The following is a 19,298-nucleotide window of genomic DNA, read 5'->3' as shown; positions in this document are numbered from 1 at the left end:
TAGCCATACTGGACGGGATGTGTTTTCCCCCTCATTGGCCAGCTGTTCACTTCTCGTTGCCCACGAATATGCGGCCATCGACGCACTGTCCGACGCCAGAGGCTACCGATATTAATCGGTGTGTATGTACAGCCGAACGTTCTGGGGCCCACACTCGAGACAGCGGGTGTGAAGCGACGAACGTTTCTCGGCACACTCGGGGCCGTGAGCTCGCTCGGAACCCTCCATTACACCACCCGAGAACCAGTCTCGAAACTCGAGGTTCGGTTCTTTCTGTCCGAGGGTGCCAGCGACTATCCGGGTATTGAGAGTCGCGTTAGCGCCTATCTCGAAGGTGCCCTCGAGTACCCGTTCTGGTCGGTCGACGTCTCGATGGGGGGCATCGTCTCGACCCCGACAGAGGACGGCGCAGACCCCGTTCGAACCGGTCGCTGGCCGTTCACCGTGGGTGCTGGCGTCACGGGGATGGGCGACGCGAACCCCGCTCGAGACGTCAATGTCCTCATCACGGATGGACAGATGTCGACGGCACCGACCGGCTATGCGATTCCCCACGTGGCCTCGGTTGGGGGTGCTCGCCACCTTGCCTCCCTCGACGTACCCACCGATTTCGACGGCTACGACGGCTACACCAGACCGGCACTCACTGCACAAATTTTGCTGCACGAGGTTGGGCACACGCTCGGGTTGCGACACGAACACGGTCACATCGAGCGTCACGATGGGAAAACTGCCGTCACCCCGATGGTCAGCGCCTACGCCTGGGACGACGAGTTCGACGCCACGAGTTGTCGCTGCGGAACGACTTATCCGACCGACCGAGACACCGGGCGATTGCTCTCACATCGATTTTCCGACTGTGCCCTCGAGCGGCTCACCGACTACGCGGGTGGCCTGCGTCCGTGAGGATACCGGCGAAAAGTGCCCAGCTACCCTCTTCGGACAACTCAACGTTTTTGGTTGTGCCTACTCGACACAGATTATGGCATCTTCAGAGGAGCAAACACTCGAGACCGCGCCGGACGTCGGCGAACTCACGCCACCGAATCGGACCCTCATGGGACCTGGTCCCAGCGACGTCAACCCGCGCGTGTTGCGGGCGATGAGCACCCCTCTCGTCGGTCACCTGGACCCCTCGTTCATCGAGATTATGAACGATGTGCAGGACCTGCTACGCTATACGTTCCGCACCGATAACCAGTGGACGATTCCGGTCTCAGGAACCGGATCAGCCTCGATGGAAGCCGCCATCGGTAACGTCGTCGAGCCCGGAGACACGATGCTCGTTCCGACGAACGGTTACTTCGGCGGCCGGATGGCCTCCATGGCCGAACGGGCCGGCGGCACCGTCGTCACGGTCGACGCCCCGTGGGGAGAACCGCTCGATCCGGACGACGTGGCCGATGCACTCGCCGAACACGACCCCGACGTGTTCGGGTTCATCCACGCCGAGACCAGCACCGGGGTCGTCCAGCCTGACGTACCCAAACTGACCGCCGCCGCCCACGATCACGATGCGCTCGTGATCGCCGACACCGTCACCTCACTCGGCGGTGTCGAGCTTCGTGTCGACGAATGGGGCATCGACGTGGCCTACTCCGGACCGCAGAAGTGCCTCTCCTGTCCGCCCGGCGCAAGCCCGCTCACCCTTTCTGACGAGGCGATGGAAAAAGTACTCAGCCGAGACACCGACCCTCGCTCGTGGTACCTCGATTTATCCCTCCTCGAGGGATACTGGGGTTCGGACCGATCGTACCACCACACAGCTCCGATTACGAACGTCTATGCAATTCGCGAAGCGCTCCGACTCGTCGCCGAAGAGGGCATCGAGGCGCGATGGGAACGCCACCGAGAACTTGCCGGGTCACTCAAAGCCGGGATGGAGGGAATGGGCCTCGAGATGAACGCCCCCGAAGCCTACTGGCTCCCGAGTCTCAACGCCGTCCGCGTTCCCGACGGCGTCGACGATGGTGACATCTGTGCCGACCTGCTCGAGCGCTACGACCTCGAGATCGCGAGCGGCCTGGGCGACCTCGCCGGCGAGATCTTCCGCATCGGCTGCATGGGCCACTCTGCTCGCCCCGAAAACGTATTGCTCGTCGTGACGGCACTCGGTGACTCACTCGAGGTCCACGGAGCCGACGTGGACCCTGACGCTGGCGTCGCTGCCTGTCGCCGGGCGCTGCGATCGCTGTAACGAGATTTCACTCGCTGCCCTGTGGTTTTGACCGGCTGGTCGTCGGCTTCAGGAGCCGTAAAAACACGCAGAACTGATTGGGATCAGTCAGGCAACACCAGGCAAGACGGTGAAGAAGCCGTATGCCAAAAGCGTGGACATCGAAGGCCCGATAACCCACATCGAGACGTACTTAATTATCGCACGAGGATTGAAGAGATCGCTCCCGTGAAGGACCGCTTCAGTTTCCGGTTCCCCGATAGCCGGTGCGTCTTCATCCTCTTCTTCCTCGGTGACGATTGCACCCAGTTCGATCCGTTTGTCGGTAATATCGCTATCGCGAGTAACTGCTTCGCGAACGGTTATCGGCCGAGTTGCTCGCCCCCACCCAATTCCCACGATCGTCATCACGGTCCCCATCACGAGACTGATCGGGATTCCCATCCAGGACAGAATCGTCGTGATCGTCGATGCGGTCACCATGACGAAAAGCGCTGCCAGGAGCGGGATGTCACTCAGTTCTCCACCCACAGAGTCCATCGTTCGGCGAGCGATGGTAAATCCGCCGAGTCCGATGGCGACGGTGGCGAGAATTACGGCATCGGTCACCTCGAGGCCGGCTTGGCCAACCAGTGGCGCAGCGGCGTTTGGAACGTTGCTCGCGCCGGCACTGAAAGCCATATAACAGCCGATAAGGAGGACAACCACTGTGGTGCCAAGTTCCTGTACAGTCGTGTTTGGGCCTAATTTCGGTGACGGAACCCCTCCATCTCGGTTTAGTGTCAGGAGTGGCCCATCGGACTTTTTGATGTCCACTCGACGATTGACCCACGGATAAATGTAGCGTCCGATAACCCCTCCGACCCAGAATCCGATAACCGGTGTAACGATCCACCAGATAACGATTTCCGCAATCGTTTCGTAATTTAGCGTTCCCGTGGCAAGTCCAAGCCCGGCGATGGCACCGACGGTCGTCATCGATGTGGGAACCGGAACGCCGAAAACGTTCGCGACAAGAATGCCGAGGCCGATAAAGAAGAGTACGGCCACACCCGCAGACAACGTGAGTTCGGTTGTAATAATTTCGCCGCTGAGGGTATCCATCACGTTTTGTCCAACCGTTATCCCACCCAGGAAAACGAAGACCGTCATTACCGCCGCTGCAGTCGTTTTCTTGACGATTCCAGCCCCAACCGAAGGGCCCCAGGTGATTCCGGTCGACGACCCACCGATATTGAATCCTACAAATATCGATGCGATTACGCCGATAATCAAAAGCGTCTCTACCATCGGCGGAACGTAGGATAAGGCGACTGAAATACATTCTGTAAGAGAGTGAGCGGAGAATTCGACACCTGCTGGAAGTCGGGTCCGAATCCACAGCCGTGATGACCAGACAGCGGCCGGCTCTCGCGGACGCAATCGACACTGTTTTTAGCTGGATTGCGGCTATAACTCGTTCAAATCCATCGAGGTTTTTCCGGGTCTGATCTATTGCCAGGCTCGAGAAAACGGTGAGGATGGGATTTGAACCACGGTCGGACGTGCTCGCTCACGGCTTCGGCGTTCGCAATCGCGGTCTCGAGGCGACCGCGCTCTCGCTGTGGGCGGCTTCCCTGATTCAGATCCCTGTTCACGCTTCGCTCCTCACATCTGTTCGTCGTAGAAGCGGTGAGGATGGGATTTGAACCCATGAGGCTTGCGCCACCTGCTTTCAAGGCAGGCGCGTTAGGCCGCTCTGCCACCTCACCTCGAGTGAATCTTTACGTCGGAATTTAAAAGCGTTGTCGGTCTCGGGCGATTATCAGCGGAGCGTCCCATCGGCTCCGGTCTCGAGACCCAACTCCTCGATAACGGCTGTTGTCGCCTGTGGAATCGCCCGCCCTGCCGACTCGAGGGCACGGACCTCTGCAATCGTCGTTCCCAGGCCCTGTGCATCGGAGGCGAGGGGAACACGCGGCGCGAACCCAACACCCAGATCGGCCCCAACGCCGCGACTCGAGAGAACCTCGATTGGCGATCTCGACGCATCGAAGACATCAGTGAAGTCGATTGGGTCGGTGAACGCCGCCAGATACACTTGCCCGGCCTGTGCGGGGCCGAGAACGATCTCGTTTCGTCGCAACGACATCGCCACACCGTCGATCTGTGGACGACCGACGAGGGCGGCCATCGGATCAAGTACCCCGACACTGTTTACCTCTTCGCGCTCGAGCAAGTGCGTGACCGTGTTGCCGATTCGGGCCGAACGCGTCGACCCGACCTGTGGTTCGATGCGGATATCGGCATCCGTCCCCAGCCGCTGTTCGGCAAGCGAGCGGACCGCTCCCCTGGGGTCGGCAATCGAATCACGGGCTTCCTCGGGGAGGGTCTGTTCGTCCCGAACGTTGAGTAACAGGTCGCCGCCGCTCGAGTCGACGGCTGCGATTACGTCCGAAATCGTTGCCCTGTACAGCGTCACAAACTCCGCCTTCGAGAGGCCGTTTGCCGGGTCGTCAGTGAGTGTCGGTGGAGCCAACGATTCGTGCGGGGGGTCGACGGGAACGACGACGAGCATACCTGGTCTCGGTTCCCTCGAGCCTTCAACGCGTCGGAGACAGTTCTGGTGTCTCTCGAGGACAAGACGTGGCTCGAGCATACGGCGTGGTAAACGTAAGTGAGATGCAAACGAGAGCAAGACGGAAATTGGAACGAGATGTAAACGAGAGCAAGACGGAAGCGGTAGCTACTGGGAACGTCCATGTGACCAGAATTGCGGTACAATCTTAATCCCAGACGCCATCGGATATCGTATGAACAGGGTCATAGCCGGATTGTGCACAACGCTGATTGTGGCGGCCCTCGTTGGGGCCGGCCTCTGGACAATAGTCGACACCTACGTCGTCGGCGCGAACGACGGTTTCCTCCTCGAGAGCGTCGCTACCGCTGTAATCGCGTTCGGCTTCGTGTTCGTGTTGTTCGTTCTCGGCGCACGGTCAGATCGCTGGCTCCGCAGTCCTTACTGGTAATCTGACAACTCGTCACCGCTCCTGTCGCCCCTTCGTCTGGCGATAATCCGACGCCATCAGTTCGACGAAGTGCTCGAGCCACTGCTGGGTCTGTTCCTCGCTCTGTCGGTCGACCTCGAGCATGGGGACCAGTTCGAAACCCCTGCCCCGTATCGTCGTCGCATGATGGCGCTCGATATCGAGGTCGCTGGCACGCTTCGTCGTGTACTCTGTCGCGATTTCTTTCAGGGCTCGTGCCCCGACCGGGACGATAATCTCCGGATTGATCATCCGGATCTCGGCGTTGAGGTACGGTTCACACGTTTCGATTTCGTCGTCGGTCGGTGGTCGCTCCGGGTCACGACAGCGAGTCAGGTTCGTCAGGTATACGTTCGTCAGTTCTGGCGAGTCGGGGTCGCTCTCTCGAGCGCACAAACCAAGTCGCTGGAGGATCCGAAAGAGGCCACTATCGTGATCGGAATCACCCGATGGGGTAGCGGTGAGAAATGGAACCCCCATGGTATCTGCCTGGGACGACGGGCGTTCGCCGACGAACAGAAAGTCAGCGGCGACGTCACCGTAACCGTGAACGATCTGTGTCCGTTGTTCACAGAGGTTCGGACAGTTCGTACACCCCTCGTCCATCCCGAACGGATTCGACGTCGACAGTTGATTTGCGTCCACGCTAATTTCTCGGTGTGCCATCGACAAAAGCGACGCGTCTCGGGCAACCGAAATGGACGCGTCTCGAGGAGCCGAGATGGTTGCTGACCTCGAACACTCAGCCCGAAACTGCAATGCCGTTCTGTGTCGGACTGACCCGTCGCTCGAGGGCCAGTATCCCAAGTGCGAGGAGACAACTGAGGGCGACCAGCGCTGGCCAGAGGAACCCATCGATACCGTAGTCGAAAAAGAGGCCGCCCACGATCGGCCCGATGCCAAACCCGAGTCGTTTGGCGACCTCGAGGACCGATAGCTGTGAGCCACGGTCTTCGACGGGGCCGACGTCGCTCGCGAGCGCGGTTATCAACGGGGCGTGCAGTATCTCTCCGAGGGTTCGCAACACGAGAAACGCACCGATGAGGCCAACTCCCAGTGCCCAGGGGGTACCATAGGAGAGCCAGACGGCGAGAAAGCTGACCGTCCAGAACCCCGCAGAGACCACCAGCCCCCGCGTACGGCGCCACCGGCTGATTCGAGCCACGATAGGCAACTGAAACAGGACGATAACCAGCGGGTTCAATACGAACAGTGTCCCGAGTTGTTCGCTCGTCAGGTCGAACGTCGTCTCCGCGTGAACCGGTATCGTCGAGTTCATCTGTGAGTACAATACCGCAAATCCGACGTTGAGAACGGCGAGCGTCAGAATAGTTGGGTGTGTAACGGCTCGCGACCAGTGATGGATAGTCTCGCGAACTGATTTCGCTGGCCCCTCGAGCGACTTCGTAGCAGGCGAGGAAGGCAACGCAATCAACAGGAGGCCGGCAACGACGACGCTCGTCACTCCGTTGGCAACGAACACCCCCGTCTGGGTAACACCGTAGATGACGCCACCGAGGACGAACCCCATCCCGAATCCGGCGTTACTCGCCACTTTCAGCAGGGCGTATGCTCGCTCCCGCGCATCGTCGGTGGTCAGGTCGGCGATCATGGCCTGGCTGGCGGGTGTGAACAACCCCATGACGAGGCCGGCAATCCCCGCCACGACGATGAACTCGAGAGCAGTCGTCACGAGTGCGTAGGTCGCCAATGCCGGGCCACCAAGGGCCATGCTCGAGATCATTACCGGCCGACGACCGTAGCGGTCCGCGAGGATGCCACCAGCCAGGGTACCGACCGCCAGACCAACGCTGTTGGCAAACAACCCCGTACCGACCAGGGTGAACGGAATGTCGACCTCGAGATAAAAATACAGCGTTGCAAATGGGTACACCAACCCGGAGCCGAGGACGTTGATAAACCGAGCGCTCGCGATAATCCAGACCGAGCGATCGAAGCCACGGATACTTTCGAAACGCAACACGATCACCGGTTGTTTCGGGGGGTTATAATGGCAATGATCGCGGTGGCTCCGTCACGAATCGCGGTGGCTCCGTCACGAATCGCGGCAGGTCCGAGACGACACAACTCCGTTATTACAGGCCACCTATCAACCCACCAGTGGCTCTGCTCGGATTACCGACCGAGGCCGTCGCGTTCGATAACCTCGAGGATGAATTTGACGTTTCGAACAATCTCCTCAGGCGAGGTGTCTTCGGTTTCGTCGTAGAGATCGCTCGTCCGGTACAGGATGTTTGCGAGTTGTTTACTTTCAACCGAATCGCCACGGACGTCGTCGGCGACCCTTCTGAGAAACTGTACACGTTCGGGATCTGCAGGGAAGTCAGTTTCAGTCATCGTGGATGTGGGAGGCTTCTCTCGAGTCTGGTCTGGTCGGGGCCGGATCCGTCGATTGTAATGACGGCACTCGAGTTCGTTTGTGCGCTGAGTGTACTCGAGTTATTGGCCGTAGTGACGGCACTCGAGTGGGGTTACTGGTGATCGGTCTCTGCAGGCGGCGTTCGGTCCTGGACTGATTCGGATACGGCACGTCGGTGGACGATGCCGGTGTTGTTCGCGACGGACGCCGTGAGTTCCCTGAACGCCTCGCCGGTTTCGCTGTCGTCGTCGAGAACCGTTGGCTTGCCCTCGTCGCCACCCTCTCTGACCTGTGGGTCGAGTGGAATCGAGGCGAGGAACGGCAGATCGTGGCTTTCGGCGAAAGCCGAGCCACCCCCGGCACCGAAGATGTCGTGTTCGCCGCCGCAATCCGGACAGACGAACGTTGCCATATTTTCGGCGATGCCGAGGACGACCGTGTCGTGTCTGGCGAACATCTGGAGGCCCTTTCGAGCATCGTCGAGCGCGACATCTTGTGGTGTGGTGACGATCACTGAACCGGTTACCGGCATCGTCTGGAGCATCGTCAACTGCGTATCACCCGTTCCGGGAGGGAGGTCAACGACGAGGTAATCGAGGTGTCCCCATTCGACGTCTTCGGTCAACTGGGTAATCACCTTGTGGACCATCGGTCCCCGCCAGATGACGGGGTCGTCTTCGCCGAGCAAAAACGCCATGCTCATCAGTTTCACGCCGTACTTTTCCGGCGGAATAAGCGTCTCGTCTTCGGTCGCCATCGGCGGTTCGTCAGCGTCGACCATTCGCGGAACGTTCGGCCCGTAGATGTCGGCATCGAACAGCCCGACTCGAGCTCCCCGGTCGGCCAGTCCGGCCGCAAGGTTGACGGACAACGTCGATTTACCGACGCCACCCTTCCCGGAGGCGACGGCGATGACGTTTTTGACGTTCGGCAAAACGATATCCCCATTGGTGTCATCCCGACCGGCGATGCTCGCAGACAGCTCCGGGTCGACGCCATCCTCGGCGAGGACCTCGCGAACCTTGCCGGCTATCTGCGTTTCCGTCGGCGAGTACGGCGCACCGAGGGCGAGATCGATGGTGACCGACCCGTCATCCGAGACGGTGACGTCGTTGACCAGTCCGAGCGAGACGATGTCATCGCCAAGCTCGGGGTCTTCGACGGTTCGAAGACGCTCACGGACTGTAGATTCGTCCATGCCAGACAGTGGTTTCTGCCGGTCGAAAAGCGTTGTGTTCGGTATACGGGCGCACGTGGCCGCTCAGGTCACCCTCATGGACGGAAATCGAATCGAGGACCGCCGTAGGTGGGTGGGTTCGGCTCGAGTTCGACACCCGCTTCGAACCGAACGAAGTTCAGATAAAACGGCCGACCACAGCCGTCGATTTCGTTGCCTTCCCAATCGGTGACGTGGCAATTCTCCCCGCAGACGAACGCGATGCCATCGGCAGCCTCGAGCGTTTCGGAATCCACGTTAGGGGTGACGTACTCCCAGCCCGGCTGTTGTATCGTCGTCACTGACCGGTCTGCGAGATCCGGCCGGCGGTCGACACTCACCACGGCATCACAGTTGGGACAGGTGTAACGAACGGTGACCATTGGAAACGAGTAGGGGCGTGACGGGCAAAACGTGTGTGGTCGTGGAGATACCCGGAACACCTTTTGCGCTCACCGATGTCTGCTCGAGTATGATCGACGAAACGGCCGAGGAGATTGCGGCCATGCAGACGCACAGTTCCTCGGTGGTAGCCGTGAAGGCGACGCGAGCACTGACCGAACTGCTCGAGCGAGAGTACGCCACGGTCGAAGAGTACCTCCGAACGCTCGAGCGAAACGGCACGGTTCTTCGCCGGGCAAACCCGTCTCACGCCTCGCTCCAGAACGCGGTCAGGGAGGTCGTCCATCAGGTCGAAGACGCCGAACCGGATACCGTCGAAGAAGCGCTCTCACTGACCGAAACCGCGATTCAAGACGTTGTGGCCCGAGTCGAATCCGGAAAGCGTCGAGCCGCGGAAAACGCTGTCGAGTACCTCTCCGACGGCGAAGCTATCTTGACCCACGATTTCTCTTCGACGGTCATCGAGGCGCTCGAACTGGCGACCGACCAGGGGATGACGTTCGACATCTACGTCACCGAAGCCCGCCCGCGTTACATCGGCCGCAAAACTGCCAGGCGACTGGCTCCTATCGAGGGTATTGACGTGACGTTGATCACCGACAGCGCACACGGCCACTACCTTCCGGAGTGTTCGCGCGTCCTCATCGGCATGGACTGTATCGTCGACGACTATCTGTACAATCGCGTTGGCACGTTCCCAATCGCATCCACTGCAGGCCAGCTCGAGGTACCCGTGACCGTGCTCGGATCTGCAGCAAAACTCGTCACCGAAGGGTTCGTGTTCGAAAACGAGTATCGAACGCCCGTCGAGGTGATGGCCGAACCGGCAGACGGCTTCAAGATCGAGAACCCGGCGTACGACGCGACACCAGTCGACCTCCTCGATAGCGTAATCACGGACGAAGGGAAGAAATCGCTGTAACGACTCGAGGGCGCTTTTTCACTGATTCGGTTGCCAGCGTGGAGTGGGCGATTTCACTCTTCGTTTGCCGGTGTCGTTCGATTGCCAAACGTTCGTGGGGCACCGTCACGCGGTTTCGCCCACTCGACGGCGTTTCGAAGAATCAGTTTGACATCCTCGTGTTCGTAGATCGGGAGCGTCTCGTGTCCCGGGCGGAAATAGAAGATACGGCCACTGCCACGCCGATAACAACAGCCGCTCCGGAACACTTCACCGCCTTCGAACCAACTCGAGAAGACGAGTCGGTCGGGTTCGGGGATGTCGAAGGGTTCGCCGTACATCTCGGTTTTCGGCAGTTCGATGTATTCGTCCAGGCCCGCAGCGATCGGATGGCCGGGATCGACGACCCACAGTCGCTCGAGGCCGTCGTCTTCGCGCCATTGCAAACTGCAACTGGTACCCATGAGGCGCTTGAAAATCTTCGAGTAGTGCCCCGAGTGCAACACGAGCAACCCCATCCCCTCGAGTACCCGGTCTTGCACCCGATCGACCACCTCGTCAGCCACTTCATCGTGGGCCTTGTGACCCCACCAGAGGAGAACATCTGTCGACTCGAGGACAGCCTCGGTGAGTCCGTGTTCGGGTTCGTCGAGCGTTGCCGTCCGAACGTCGTGGTTGGCCTGAAGAACGGACGCCAGTGCCTCGTGGATCCCGTCCGGGTAGACGGCTTCGACGGCCTCGTTTTCTCGCTCGTGTCGATATTCGTTCCATATCGTGACTGTGGCCATAACCGACGGTTACACCTCGAGCATGATAGGTCGGCCGATTATGCGACCGTAATTTCATATTATTATAATACAACAGAGATTACAACTGTATACGATAAACGATAGTCAAGGATTCTTGTGAAAATCGGACCGGGCTGGGTCACAACCCTTATTTTGATCGCCAACCGGTTTTCACCTATGTCTCCTTTCAGCACTGTATCGCCGTGGTCGCAATCGTTCATTTCCGATGACGTTCTCTCTACCCGAACGGAGAAATTGGAGGTTACTCGATGAATCTCGCCGACATCGGCGTCGGAATCGTTGGCCTCGGCGGCATGGGCCATCTCCACGCCTCGAATATGCGTGCGGCAGGTGCCACTATCGTTGCCGGTGCCGACCTCGTCGCCGAACAGCGCGAGGCGTTCGGTGCGGAGTTCGACGCGACCACCTACGAGTCCCACGAGGGACTGATCGCCGACGACGACGTCGATACTGTCGTGGTCACCACGCCGAACAAGTTCCACGAACCGATTTCGGTTGCCGCGCTCAATGCTGGCTGTAACGTACTGGTCGAAAAACCCCTGGCACACACGCTCGAGAGCGCTGAGCGAATCGCAGCGGCCGCGGCGGAATCCGACGGCATCTGCATGGTTGGCTTCCACAACCGGCACGCGGGTTCGACGGCGATGTTCGACGAGTACAAACGACGGGGTCGTTTCGGCGAGTTGACGCACGTCGAAGCCGAGTACGTCCGACGCCGCGGGGTCCCCGGCCCGGGTTCCTGGTTCACCGACTCGCAACTGGCCGGCGGCGGTGCGTTGCTCGATATCGGCGTCCACGCTATCGACCTCGCCCTCTATACGCTCGATTTCCCCGAAGTCGTCGAGGTCAGCGGCGTCGCTCGAACCACGTTCGGCACGAAAACGGAGTACGCTGACCCGGACGGCTTCGGTGCAAACTGGGATGCCGAGGCCGAAACGTACGAGGTCGACGACGCCGTAACCGCCTTTATTCGCTGTGCGAACGGACAAACCATCTCCCTCGAGGCAGGCTGGGCCACCAACCGCGATTCGAGTATGGACTTCCGCGTTCGCGGTACGGAAGCCGGGGCACACTTCGAAATCGGCGACACTGACCTGAAGATTCTGGAAGCCAGCACTGCAGGGACTGACCACTACGCTGACAGCGAACTGACCGGTGATTCTTCGGTCACCGGGCACGCCGAGCAAGACCAGCGGTTCCTCGAAACGATCGTCGCTGGCGAACAGCCAGCCACGAATACGGTCGAAGAGGCCCTGACCGTCCAGCGCGTGATCGACGCCATCTATCGCTCGAGTGAAACCGGTCGAGCAGTTCGTCTCAACCCCGAACCCGAAGCGGTCCATCACGCTGATTGAGGGAGACCGTACATCCCATACTGCGTACGCTTTCAACAGTTTTCCCTCGAGCCGTGTTGACACACCCGTTCTCCCGACGGGACCAAACGGTTTTGACTGCACACGGAGTACCCGCTGGGGATGGGTGCTCGAGACGGCGAATCCGGGAAGAAGGGCGATTCACGAAGGAACGGTGGCAACCAACCCGTGCCAGATTCGAACGCATCAAACTACGGCGAGTCAGCCGAGAATCGGTATCAGGGATTGCTCGAAGCCACGCTAGCCGGTGGGCTCGCCTGGATACTCGGCGTCTTCATCACATTTGTAACGGCCAGATCGACGATTCGCGATGACCTCCGGACCGAAATCATCGAGTCCGTGACTGGTGACAGCCTGACCACCGAACTCGTCATCTGGACGTACTTCAACGCCCACACCGTCCCGACTTCCTTTCCCCAGGAAGGGGTCTTCCGACTCGCCCAGGCCAATCAGAACGTCGTCCTCGATGGCACCGACTGGGAGCCGCTGTTACTGATCGTCCCGCCGCTGGTCATCGCTGTCGCCGGCTTCGTCGTTGCTCGACGCGAAGCCCGCCGCGTCGATGGCGCGTCCCTCGGTGACCACATCGCGACTGGCGGTGTCGTGACGGTCGGCTACCTCGTCGTGACGATAACGGCAATGACCGTTGGGACCGTAACCGTTGGCGATGCCATCGTTCGTCCCGACCCGACCGAAGCGATCGTTCGTGCCGGTCTGGTCTATCCCTTGCTCTTTGGCGGGATTGGTGGGGCCCTCGCCTGGTTACTCGAGTGACCGTGAAACCATCTCGCCCCAGTGATCGAATCCGTGGCGCTCGTAAAATGCCTGCGCCCGGTCGTTTTCCCGGTCCACGTCGAGGACCAGTCGCTCGAGCGGGAGGTCTTGCCCCTCTGCCACCTCGATAGCGGCGCTCATGAGTCCGTCGGAAACGCCGGTCCCTCGGTAGTTCGGGGTGACGTAAATTTCGTTCAACACGGCACTGTCCCAGATGTACGCCAGAGATTCTGGCAAGACGAACACGTAGCCGACTAACTGAGTCCCCTGCCCAGACGTCGGGAGGTCCTCGCCATCGACGGTGTTGCGTTCCGCGACCGTCACCGCCCCGGGTTCCTCGGTCAGACAGCGTTCGACCCACTCCAGGTACCCCTCACGGTACTCGTCGTTCAGCTTCGCGTCGTACAGTTTGGCTTTCTCGTGGCCACCCGTTCCAGTACCGAGTCCGCGCTCGAAGCCGGTTTTGAGTGCCCAGAGAGCATCACGATCAGTATCGGGATCGTACGGTCGAATCCTCGTGTCCATACCTCCAGATGGGGAACGGGTGGCCTCCATTGTATCGGTTCACTTGCCCGTTCGCCACTGCTCGAGCAACCGGTAACCGACCGAGAGATAGCCAGCGACAGTAATGATGAACAGTTCGCCGGAACTGGCTATCGGGAATATCCGTTCGACGTCCTCGGGTGGGTCGTCCCGTGACGGGTCGAACCCCGTCGAATAATGCGTGTCTTCGGTGGTACCTCGAGCGGTGGACTCTGCCACCCTGGTACCGTCGTCTCCCGACTCGAATTCGATGAACGTCTGGACGAAGCCGCGCTGGTCAGTGATGATCATCTTCCCCGAGAGGTCGAAAAATCGATCGTAGACGGGCCAAAATAGATTGACGCCGTTGTAAAAAGCGTCCAGCAGGATGTGACCGAACAGGACGGCAACGAGCGTGACCCAGCCGACTCGGTACCCGTACTCACCCCAGCGCTCGAGGACGGTCGACCGCTCGCGGAGTTTGACGTCCCAGACCAACAGCACAGCCGGCACCAGGACGATCCATATATTGTGAAAGGCAGCCCGGTGTGTGCCGGGGAAATAGATTCCAATGAGCGTATCGAGGTCGATCACGGCCGCCGCAACCATCACCACCAGAATCGCTTTCGCGTCGAACCGGTCGCCGAGGAGCGCGACGCCGATGAGGCCGGCCACCGCCACGTGTACCACAGTCGAGGGCATGACACACAGCCAGGACTGGAACCCACTTGACTGTTCGCCTCTCGAGATACTCGTTTAACCGAGGAAGTACGTTCGACGCTCCACGCCATGCCGGTAGCTACTTGCCCGGGCCGTACAAGCCACACCTATGGGCGGACGCGGACCCAAACGGGAGTTGGCCGAGAAAATCGCCGGCGAAATCACGCTGAGTAACGACCCTGGAGCCACATTGCGAAAGTGGCGAACGGATTTCGATATCTCACAGACCGATCTCGCCGCCGAACTCGAGGTCTCTTCGTCAGTAATTTCTGATTACGAAAGCGGTCGTCGTGAGAGCCCCGGTATCGGGGTCGTCCGGCGGCTGGTGGACGGATTGCTCGAAATCGACGAACACCGTGGCGGTGATCGCATCCGCCAGTACGGACGAGTCCTCTCCGCTGGATTCGAAAGCGACGTCGTCTACGATCTACGAGAGTACGCGACGACACACCCACTCACTGAACTGTACGACACGATCGACGCGACCCAGATCACCGACGGCTCGACTGACCGAATCAGCGGCCACACCGTCATCAACAGCATCCAGGCGATAACACGTCTCTCGAGCGAAGAGTTCTTCCGGCTGTACGGCCAGAGCACCAACCGTGTCCTCGTTTTTACGGGCGTGACGCGAGGCGAGTCACCACTCGTCGCACTCCGGGTTGTCAACCCGACGCCGAACGCCGTCGTCCTCCACGGCCTCGACGAGGCCGATCTCTGGGAGCACGCTGCCGACCTGGCGCGAATCGACGGCTATTCGCTAGCCGTGACAGATATGCCACTCGAGGAAATGCTCGATCTGCTGGTTTCACTCGAGTGATCGGTTTCTCCGCCGAGTGTGGACCCGAAAACCGGGTTCTTTCAGGGCCGCGGGGCGGCCTTTTGTAGCGCAGTTTCCGCAATGTTACCGCCGTAGTCCGCACTTCTGGATAGCGAATCGACAATCAATCCGAGCGACTGTGCCTCGACCGAATCCAGCCCCCGAAGTCGGTCGTCGATCACACGCGTGTGTTCGTCGATTCCAAGCACCAACTCGAGCGCGCCGTGCCCGAGTTCGGTGGCCGCTTCACTCTCCTCGGCGAACAGCGCGTCCATCGACTTCTCGAACACTTCGAACGCATCGTCGTGGAGTGCCCCGATTGCCTCGGCGACCTCGTCGGGTATTTCATCGAGTTTGAGCGCCAGTTTACTGATTTTGACGGCGTGATCGGCAACCCGCTCGAGTTGGCGGGCACTCGAGTGGTAGTCGAAACAGTCCTCGCGGGAAACCCCGAGTTCTTCGGATGCTCGAGGTGAGCGAAGCGTCGCCCGGAAGATGCGGGAGACGACGAGCCAGAGCCGGTCGACGTCATCGTCACGTTCGATGACGTCACGTGCAATGTCGTCCTCGTTGGTAATTACGGCCTGAACGGCGTCTTCGAGCATTGCACTCGCGATGAGACGCATTCGAGTGACAGCGTTGACGATGGAGAGTTCCGAGGAATCGAGCAGGTCCTGAATTACCACGCTATCGGTCGTTTCCTCGAGTACTTCGACACCGACGAGCCCCTGGGTCGCGCTTCGAATCGCCCGGCGCTGGTCGGTCGTAATGCGAGCGGCCTCGAGTCGAATAATGTCGAAGCCACTGACGTACATGGTCATGACTGCACGTGTGAGTCGCTCACCCTCGAGGTTCGAAATATCGAGTGTCCCCTCCTGGCGATGGCTCTCGCTTTGTGGTGTCAACAAGAGCGCATCGTCCTCCGGGTAAAACTCGACGGTGGTTCCAGCACTCACCTCGTTTTCGGTCGCCCAGGATTTTGGGAGCGAGACGGTGTACGTCGAACCGCCAGTCACCTGGACCTTGCGCGTCTCCATGACCGCAATTTATAGCGATCACTATATAAATCCACTAGAAGCAATAGAGCCTTCAAATATTGCTAAAAACTGGGTAACAGCAGCGGTGTAATTGCTATCGAGGGTAAGAGAAATATGGATGGAAATAGCCACGTCAATGGTTGCCCCACATAGCGCTATATAGATAACATAGTAGGGTATTTAGATACCATGTCCTCAATAGGACACTGATGGGAAACCAACCGGGTTCTGGGAGCCTCTCACGCCGACAATTGCTCGTCGGCGGTGCCGGAACAGCCCTAACCGGTCTCGCGGGTTGTTTCGTTCGGGGTGAATCGAGTGATCTTTCGGGAGAGATCCAGATCGACGGCAGCAACACCGTGTTGCCCCACAGCGCGATCGTTGCCGAAGAGTTCCAGTGGCGAAATAATCGCGTCATCATCTCCGTGCGCGGTTCCGGAACCGGTGCTGGTTTTCAACGCTTTTGTACCGGTGAAACCGACGCACAGAACGCCAGTCGGGTAATTCAAGATGACGACGATGAGGGCGAACTCTGTCGCACCAACGATATCGAGTACATCGAACTCGAGGTCGCCCTCGACGGAATCGCTGTGTTCACTCACCCAGAAAACACCTGGTGTGACCAACTCACACTCGAAGAACTCGAGCGTATCTGGGAACCAGGCTCGACGATCCAGACCTGGGCCGACGTCAGACCGGACGCAGACTGGCCCGATGAGGAAATAGACCTCTACGGACGTGACCCCGCTTCCGGTACGTTCGATTTCTTTACCAAAGCGATCAACGGCGAGGTCGGAGCCATTCGCTCCGATTACTCAGCGAGCGCCGACACGAACGTCATCGTCCGGGGTGTCCGTGGAACGCAGTACGGTCTCGGATTCGGCGGTGCGGGATACTACGAAGAAAACGAAGACGATCTCAAACTCATCGCCGTCGAAAGCGACGAGGAACAGGGAACCTTTTACCGGCCGAGTCCAGACAACATCGAAACGGGGGTGTACTCCCCCCTGACTCGTCCTTTGTACCTTTACTTCAACGTCGAAGCCTTCGAACGACTCGAGATGCAGCGCTTCGCGGAATTTTATTTCGATCCCATCGACGACGAAGCCACCGAAGCCGAATTCGTCGACGACGAGTCCATGACCTGGACGCAGTGGGCTGCCAGACAGAGCGGGTTTTACGCCCTCGATGAGGACCGCCTCTCGAGCGCTCGGGAAACCCTCTACGCCGCCCTCGAGGAGGGGACAGCATGAGCGTCGATACCGCGGATGAAATAACGAGTGCGGGAAGCACTATCGCCAATCGGAAAAATGCCGCCGTACGGTACGTCTTTTTCTCCTGTGCACTCGTCACGATCTTGACGACCCTCGGTATCATCCTCGTGCTAGTGCAGGGGTCGATCGATTTCTTTGCCGAGGTTTCGATTATCGACTACTTCACCGGCACGAACTGGTCACCAGTTATCCGCCCACGTAGCTACGGCGTGTTACCGTTGATCTGGGGAACACTGTTGATTACCGTCGGCTCCGCGCTCATCGCCATTCCGATCGGGACCGCCACGGCGATCTACCTGAGTGAGTACGCCAGCCCGAAGGTACGGCGCACTATCAAGCCCACACTCGAGATACTCGCGGGAGTTCCGACTATCGTCTACGGGTTTTTCGCCCTCTCGTTCATCACGCCGCTTTTGCAACGCTTGCCGTACATCCCCGACGTCGGAACCTTCAACGCGGCCGCCGGCGCAATCGTCGTGGGCATCATGATCATCCCGATGGTCTCCTCGCTCTCCGAAGACGCGATGAGTGCCGTCCCCGACGACCTTCGCAATGCTGCTTACGGCCTCGGCGCGACAAAATTCGAGGTGTCGACTAGCGTCGTCGTCCCGTCAGCGTTTTCGGGGATTATCGCGTCGTACATCCTTGCACTCTCGAGGGCAATCGGCGAAACCATGGCCGTCACGCTCGCAGCGGGGATGGCACCACAGATCACGATGAATCCCTTCGAACCGATTCAAACGATGACCGCTTACATGGTACAGATCGGTATCAGTGACGTGTCCGTCGGCTCGATCGGCTACCAGAGCCTCTTCGCCGTGGGCCTCACCCTGTTCGCCATGACACTCGCGATGAATCTGTTCAGCCTCTGGATCAAATCACGCTACCGCGAGGAGTACCAATGAGCACCGATACGACCAATCCGTTCACCGACGCAACCGACCAGATCGAACGCAAACGTCAGATCGGACGCGTATTCGTGGCGATCTGTTTCGCCTCGACGCTCGTGGGCATCGTCGCACTCGTCGCATTGATCGCCGACGTCCTGTACGAATCCTGGGGCTGGGTCACTTGGGAGTTTTTGACCTATCCACCGTCACAGGTGATCGATAACTACCTCCCAGACGGCCGAGGTGCGGGGATCTATCCGGCCATCGTCGGCTCGATATTCTTGATCGCTCTCACCGCCGTCTTCACCATCTTCCTCGGCGTTGGCGCGGCTGTCTACCTCGAGGAATACGCCCCAGAGAGCCGTCTCAAATCGTTTATCGAGGCCAACATCGCGAACCTGGCGGGCGTCCCCTCCATCGTCTACGGTTTGCTCGGTCTGGCGATTTTCGTCAGAGCGTTTCAACTCGGCTCGAGTCTCATCGCCGGTGCCCTCACGCTTACCCTGCTCATCCTGCCCATCGTCATCGTCTCGACACAGGAAGCACTGCGGGCTGTCCCCGATTCACAGCGCCAGGCGGCCTACGGCGTGGGCGCAACCCAGTGGCAGGTCACGCGCGACGTGGTCTTGCCCCGCGCACTGCCCGGCATAATGACCGGGACGATTCTCTCGCTGTCTCGAGCAATCGGGGAGACAGCACCCATCCTGATGGTCGGTGCAGCGACCTCGATGTTCATCGCACCGGACAGTCTAACGAGTCCGTTCAGTGCGATGCCGATGATGATATTCGAGTGGGCGACGCTCCCACAGCCCGGCTTCCAGCACGTCGCAGCTGCCGGTATCGTCGTCTTACTCACCATCCTGTTGTTGATGAACGCGATCGCCATCTTCATCCGGAACCGGTACGATCCTCGTTCCTGAAGTGCCAACGGTTCGAAGATGGCCATTGTTGACAGTTCGGGACAGCGGCGAGCCTGTG

Annotated in this window: 22 protein-coding genes and 1 tRNA gene; 11 read left to right on the top strand and 12 right to left on the bottom strand. The window is 59.5% G+C overall.

Features of this window, described 5'->3' with window-relative positions:
* Window positions 1-168 precede the first annotated feature (168 nt).
* Both NLK60_RS02440 and NLK60_RS02435 read left to right on the top strand, forming a co-directional pair.
* Entirely contained in the window at window positions 169-906 is a 738-nt protein-coding gene (locus NLK60_RS02440; RefSeq protein ID WP_254809317.1) for a zinc metalloprotease, read from the top strand.
* A gap of 76 nt (window positions 907-982) precedes the next feature.
* Entirely contained in the window at window positions 983-2,197 is a 1,215-nt protein-coding gene (locus tag NLK60_RS02435; RefSeq protein ID WP_254809316.1) for a pyridoxal-phosphate-dependent aminotransferase family protein, read from the top strand.
* An 87-nt stretch (window positions 2,198-2,284) separates the two neighbouring features.
* On the opposite strand, the gene NLK60_RS02430 is transcribed toward NLK60_RS02435, so the two are convergent.
* Entirely contained in the window at window positions 2,285-3,466 is a 1,182-nt protein-coding gene (locus NLK60_RS02430) for an inorganic phosphate transporter (RefSeq protein ID WP_254809315.1), read from the bottom strand.
* A 230-nt stretch (window positions 3,467-3,696) separates the two neighbouring features.
* On the opposite strand from NLK60_RS02430, the gene NLK60_RS02425 reads away from it, so the two are divergent.
* Complete coding sequence (locus NLK60_RS02425; protein WP_254809314.1) at window positions 3,697-3,864, top strand: hypothetical protein; 168 nt, start codon at window positions 3,697-3,699, stop codon at window positions 3,862-3,864.
* Here the strand turns inward: NLK60_RS02425 and NLK60_RS02420 are convergent.
* A tRNA-Ser gene (locus NLK60_RS02420) sits at window positions 3,846-3,927 on the bottom strand. The two genes, NLK60_RS02425 and NLK60_RS02420, sit on opposite strands and share 19 nt — an antisense overlap.
* A 53-nt stretch (window positions 3,928-3,980) precedes the next feature.
* Window positions 3,981-4,733 (bottom strand): hypothetical protein, encoded by a 753-nt coding sequence (locus NLK60_RS02415; RefSeq protein WP_254809313.1) that lies wholly within the window; start codon window positions 4,731-4,733, stop codon window positions 3,981-3,983.
* Window positions 4,734-4,968: 235 nt separating this feature from the next.
* Here NLK60_RS02415 and NLK60_RS02410 point away from each other — a divergent pair, with 235 nt between their 5' ends.
* Window positions 4,969-5,184, top strand: a complete 216-nt coding sequence (locus NLK60_RS02410) for a hypothetical protein (RefSeq protein ID WP_254809312.1) — start codon at window positions 4,969-4,971, stop codon at window positions 5,182-5,184.
* A gap of 12 nt (window positions 5,185-5,196) precedes the next feature.
* Here NLK60_RS02410 and NLK60_RS02405 read toward each other — a convergent pair whose 3' ends face one another.
* From NLK60_RS02405 to NLK60_RS02385, 5 genes are all read right to left on the bottom strand, one after another.
* Window positions 5,197-5,847 carry a uracil-DNA glycosylase gene (locus NLK60_RS02405; protein ID WP_254809311.1) on the bottom strand — a complete coding sequence of 217 codons (651 nt, stop codon included), beginning with the start codon at window positions 5,845-5,847 and terminating at the stop codon, window positions 5,197-5,199.
* A gap of 97 nt (window positions 5,848-5,944) precedes the next feature.
* On the bottom strand, window positions 5,945-7,186 hold the full coding sequence (locus tag NLK60_RS02400; protein WP_254809310.1) for an MDR family MFS transporter: 1,242 nt from the start codon (window positions 7,184-7,186) through the stop codon (window positions 5,945-5,947).
* 152 nt (window positions 7,187-7,338) lie between these two features.
* Window positions 7,339-7,560 carry a DUF7976 family protein gene (locus NLK60_RS02395; RefSeq protein ID WP_254809309.1) on the bottom strand — a complete coding sequence of 74 codons (222 nt, stop codon included), beginning with the start codon at window positions 7,558-7,560 and terminating at the stop codon, window positions 7,339-7,341.
* A 134-nt stretch (window positions 7,561-7,694) separates the two neighbouring features.
* A complete protein-coding gene (locus tag NLK60_RS02390; protein WP_254809308.1) occupies window positions 7,695-8,780 on the bottom strand; it encodes an Mrp/NBP35 family ATP-binding protein in 1,086 nt (361 codons plus the stop codon).
* Between the two features lie 74 nt (window positions 8,781-8,854).
* Entirely contained in the window at window positions 8,855-9,181 is a 327-nt protein-coding gene (locus tag NLK60_RS02385; RefSeq protein WP_254809307.1) for a DUF7969 family protein, read from the bottom strand.
* An 89-nt stretch (window positions 9,182-9,270) separates the two neighbouring features.
* Here NLK60_RS02385 and NLK60_RS02380 point away from each other — a divergent pair, with 89 nt between their 5' ends.
* Window positions 9,271-10,122, top strand: a complete 852-nt coding sequence (locus NLK60_RS02380; RefSeq protein ID WP_254809306.1) for an eIF2B alpha/beta/delta subunit family protein — start codon at window positions 9,271-9,273, stop codon at window positions 10,120-10,122.
* Between the two features lie 53 nt (window positions 10,123-10,175).
* Here the strand turns inward: NLK60_RS02380 and NLK60_RS02375 are convergent, their stop codons facing one another.
* Complete coding sequence (locus NLK60_RS02375) at window positions 10,176-10,889, bottom strand: ThuA domain-containing protein (protein WP_254809305.1); 714 nt, start codon at window positions 10,887-10,889, stop codon at window positions 10,176-10,178.
* A 269-nt stretch (window positions 10,890-11,158) separates the two neighbouring features.
* Here NLK60_RS02375 and NLK60_RS02370 point away from each other — a divergent pair, with 269 nt between their 5' ends.
* Entirely contained in the window at window positions 11,159-12,265 is a 1,107-nt protein-coding gene (locus tag NLK60_RS02370; RefSeq protein WP_254809304.1) for a Gfo/Idh/MocA family protein, read from the top strand.
* A gap of 120 nt (window positions 12,266-12,385) precedes the next feature.
* Window positions 12,386-13,057 carry a DUF7978 family protein gene (locus NLK60_RS02365; RefSeq protein WP_254809303.1) on the top strand — a complete coding sequence of 224 codons (672 nt, stop codon included), beginning with the start codon at window positions 12,386-12,388 and terminating at the stop codon, window positions 13,055-13,057.
* Here NLK60_RS02365 and NLK60_RS02360 read toward each other — a convergent pair.
* Both NLK60_RS02360 and NLK60_RS02355 read right to left on the bottom strand, forming a co-directional pair.
* Window positions 13,046-13,582 (bottom strand): GNAT family N-acetyltransferase, encoded by a 537-nt coding sequence (locus NLK60_RS02360; RefSeq protein WP_254809302.1) that lies wholly within the window; start codon window positions 13,580-13,582, stop codon window positions 13,046-13,048. The two genes, NLK60_RS02365 and NLK60_RS02360, sit on opposite strands and share 12 nt — an antisense overlap.
* Window positions 13,583-13,621: 39 nt before the next feature.
* On the bottom strand, window positions 13,622-14,281 hold the full coding sequence (locus NLK60_RS02355) for a metal-dependent hydrolase (RefSeq protein WP_254809301.1): 660 nt from the start codon (window positions 14,279-14,281) through the stop codon (window positions 13,622-13,624).
* A gap of 127 nt (window positions 14,282-14,408) precedes the next feature.
* Here NLK60_RS02355 and NLK60_RS02350 point away from each other — a divergent pair, with 127 nt between their 5' ends.
* Window positions 14,409-15,119: a helix-turn-helix domain-containing protein gene (locus NLK60_RS02350; RefSeq protein WP_254809300.1), complete on the top strand. Its 711-nt coding sequence runs from the start codon at window positions 14,409-14,411 to the stop codon at window positions 15,117-15,119.
* 41 nt (window positions 15,120-15,160) lie between these two features.
* Here the strand turns inward: NLK60_RS02350 and NLK60_RS02345 are convergent, their stop codons facing one another.
* Window positions 15,161-16,156, bottom strand: a complete 996-nt coding sequence (locus NLK60_RS02345) for a phosphate uptake regulator PhoU (protein WP_254809299.1) — start codon at window positions 16,154-16,156, stop codon at window positions 15,161-15,163.
* A 209-nt stretch (window positions 16,157-16,365) separates the two neighbouring features.
* On the opposite strand from NLK60_RS02345, the gene NLK60_RS02340 reads away from it, so the two are divergent.
* Genes NLK60_RS02340 through pstA form a run of 3 tightly spaced genes read left to right on the top strand, consistent with a single transcriptional unit; the run spans window position 16,366 to window position 19,240 of the window.
* On the top strand, window positions 16,366-17,409 hold the full coding sequence (locus tag NLK60_RS02340) for a PstS family phosphate ABC transporter substrate-binding protein (RefSeq protein WP_254809298.1): 1,044 nt from the start codon (window positions 16,366-16,368) through the stop codon (window positions 17,407-17,409).
* Complete coding sequence (pstC, locus tag NLK60_RS02335) at window positions 17,406-18,335, top strand: phosphate ABC transporter permease subunit PstC (RefSeq protein WP_254809297.1); 930 nt, start codon at window positions 17,406-17,408, stop codon at window positions 18,333-18,335. The genes NLK60_RS02340 and pstC overlap by 4 nt, the downstream gene beginning before the upstream one ends.
* On the top strand, window positions 18,332-19,240 hold the full coding sequence (gene pstA / locus NLK60_RS02330; protein ID WP_254809296.1) for a phosphate ABC transporter permease PstA: 909 nt from the start codon (window positions 18,332-18,334) through the stop codon (window positions 19,238-19,240). Before pstC ends, pstA begins: the two co-directional genes overlap by 4 nt.
* The last annotated feature ends 58 nt before the right edge of the window (window positions 19,241-19,298 follow it).

The sequence above is a fragment of the Natronosalvus amylolyticus genome (assembly GCF_024298845.1).
In the GTDB taxonomy this organism is placed as follows: domain Archaea; phylum Halobacteriota; class Halobacteria; order Halobacteriales; family Natrialbaceae; genus Natronosalvus; species Natronosalvus amylolyticus.
Note: the sequence above shows the minus strand (reverse complement) of the source record. Positions and strands in the feature narration are given on the sequence as shown.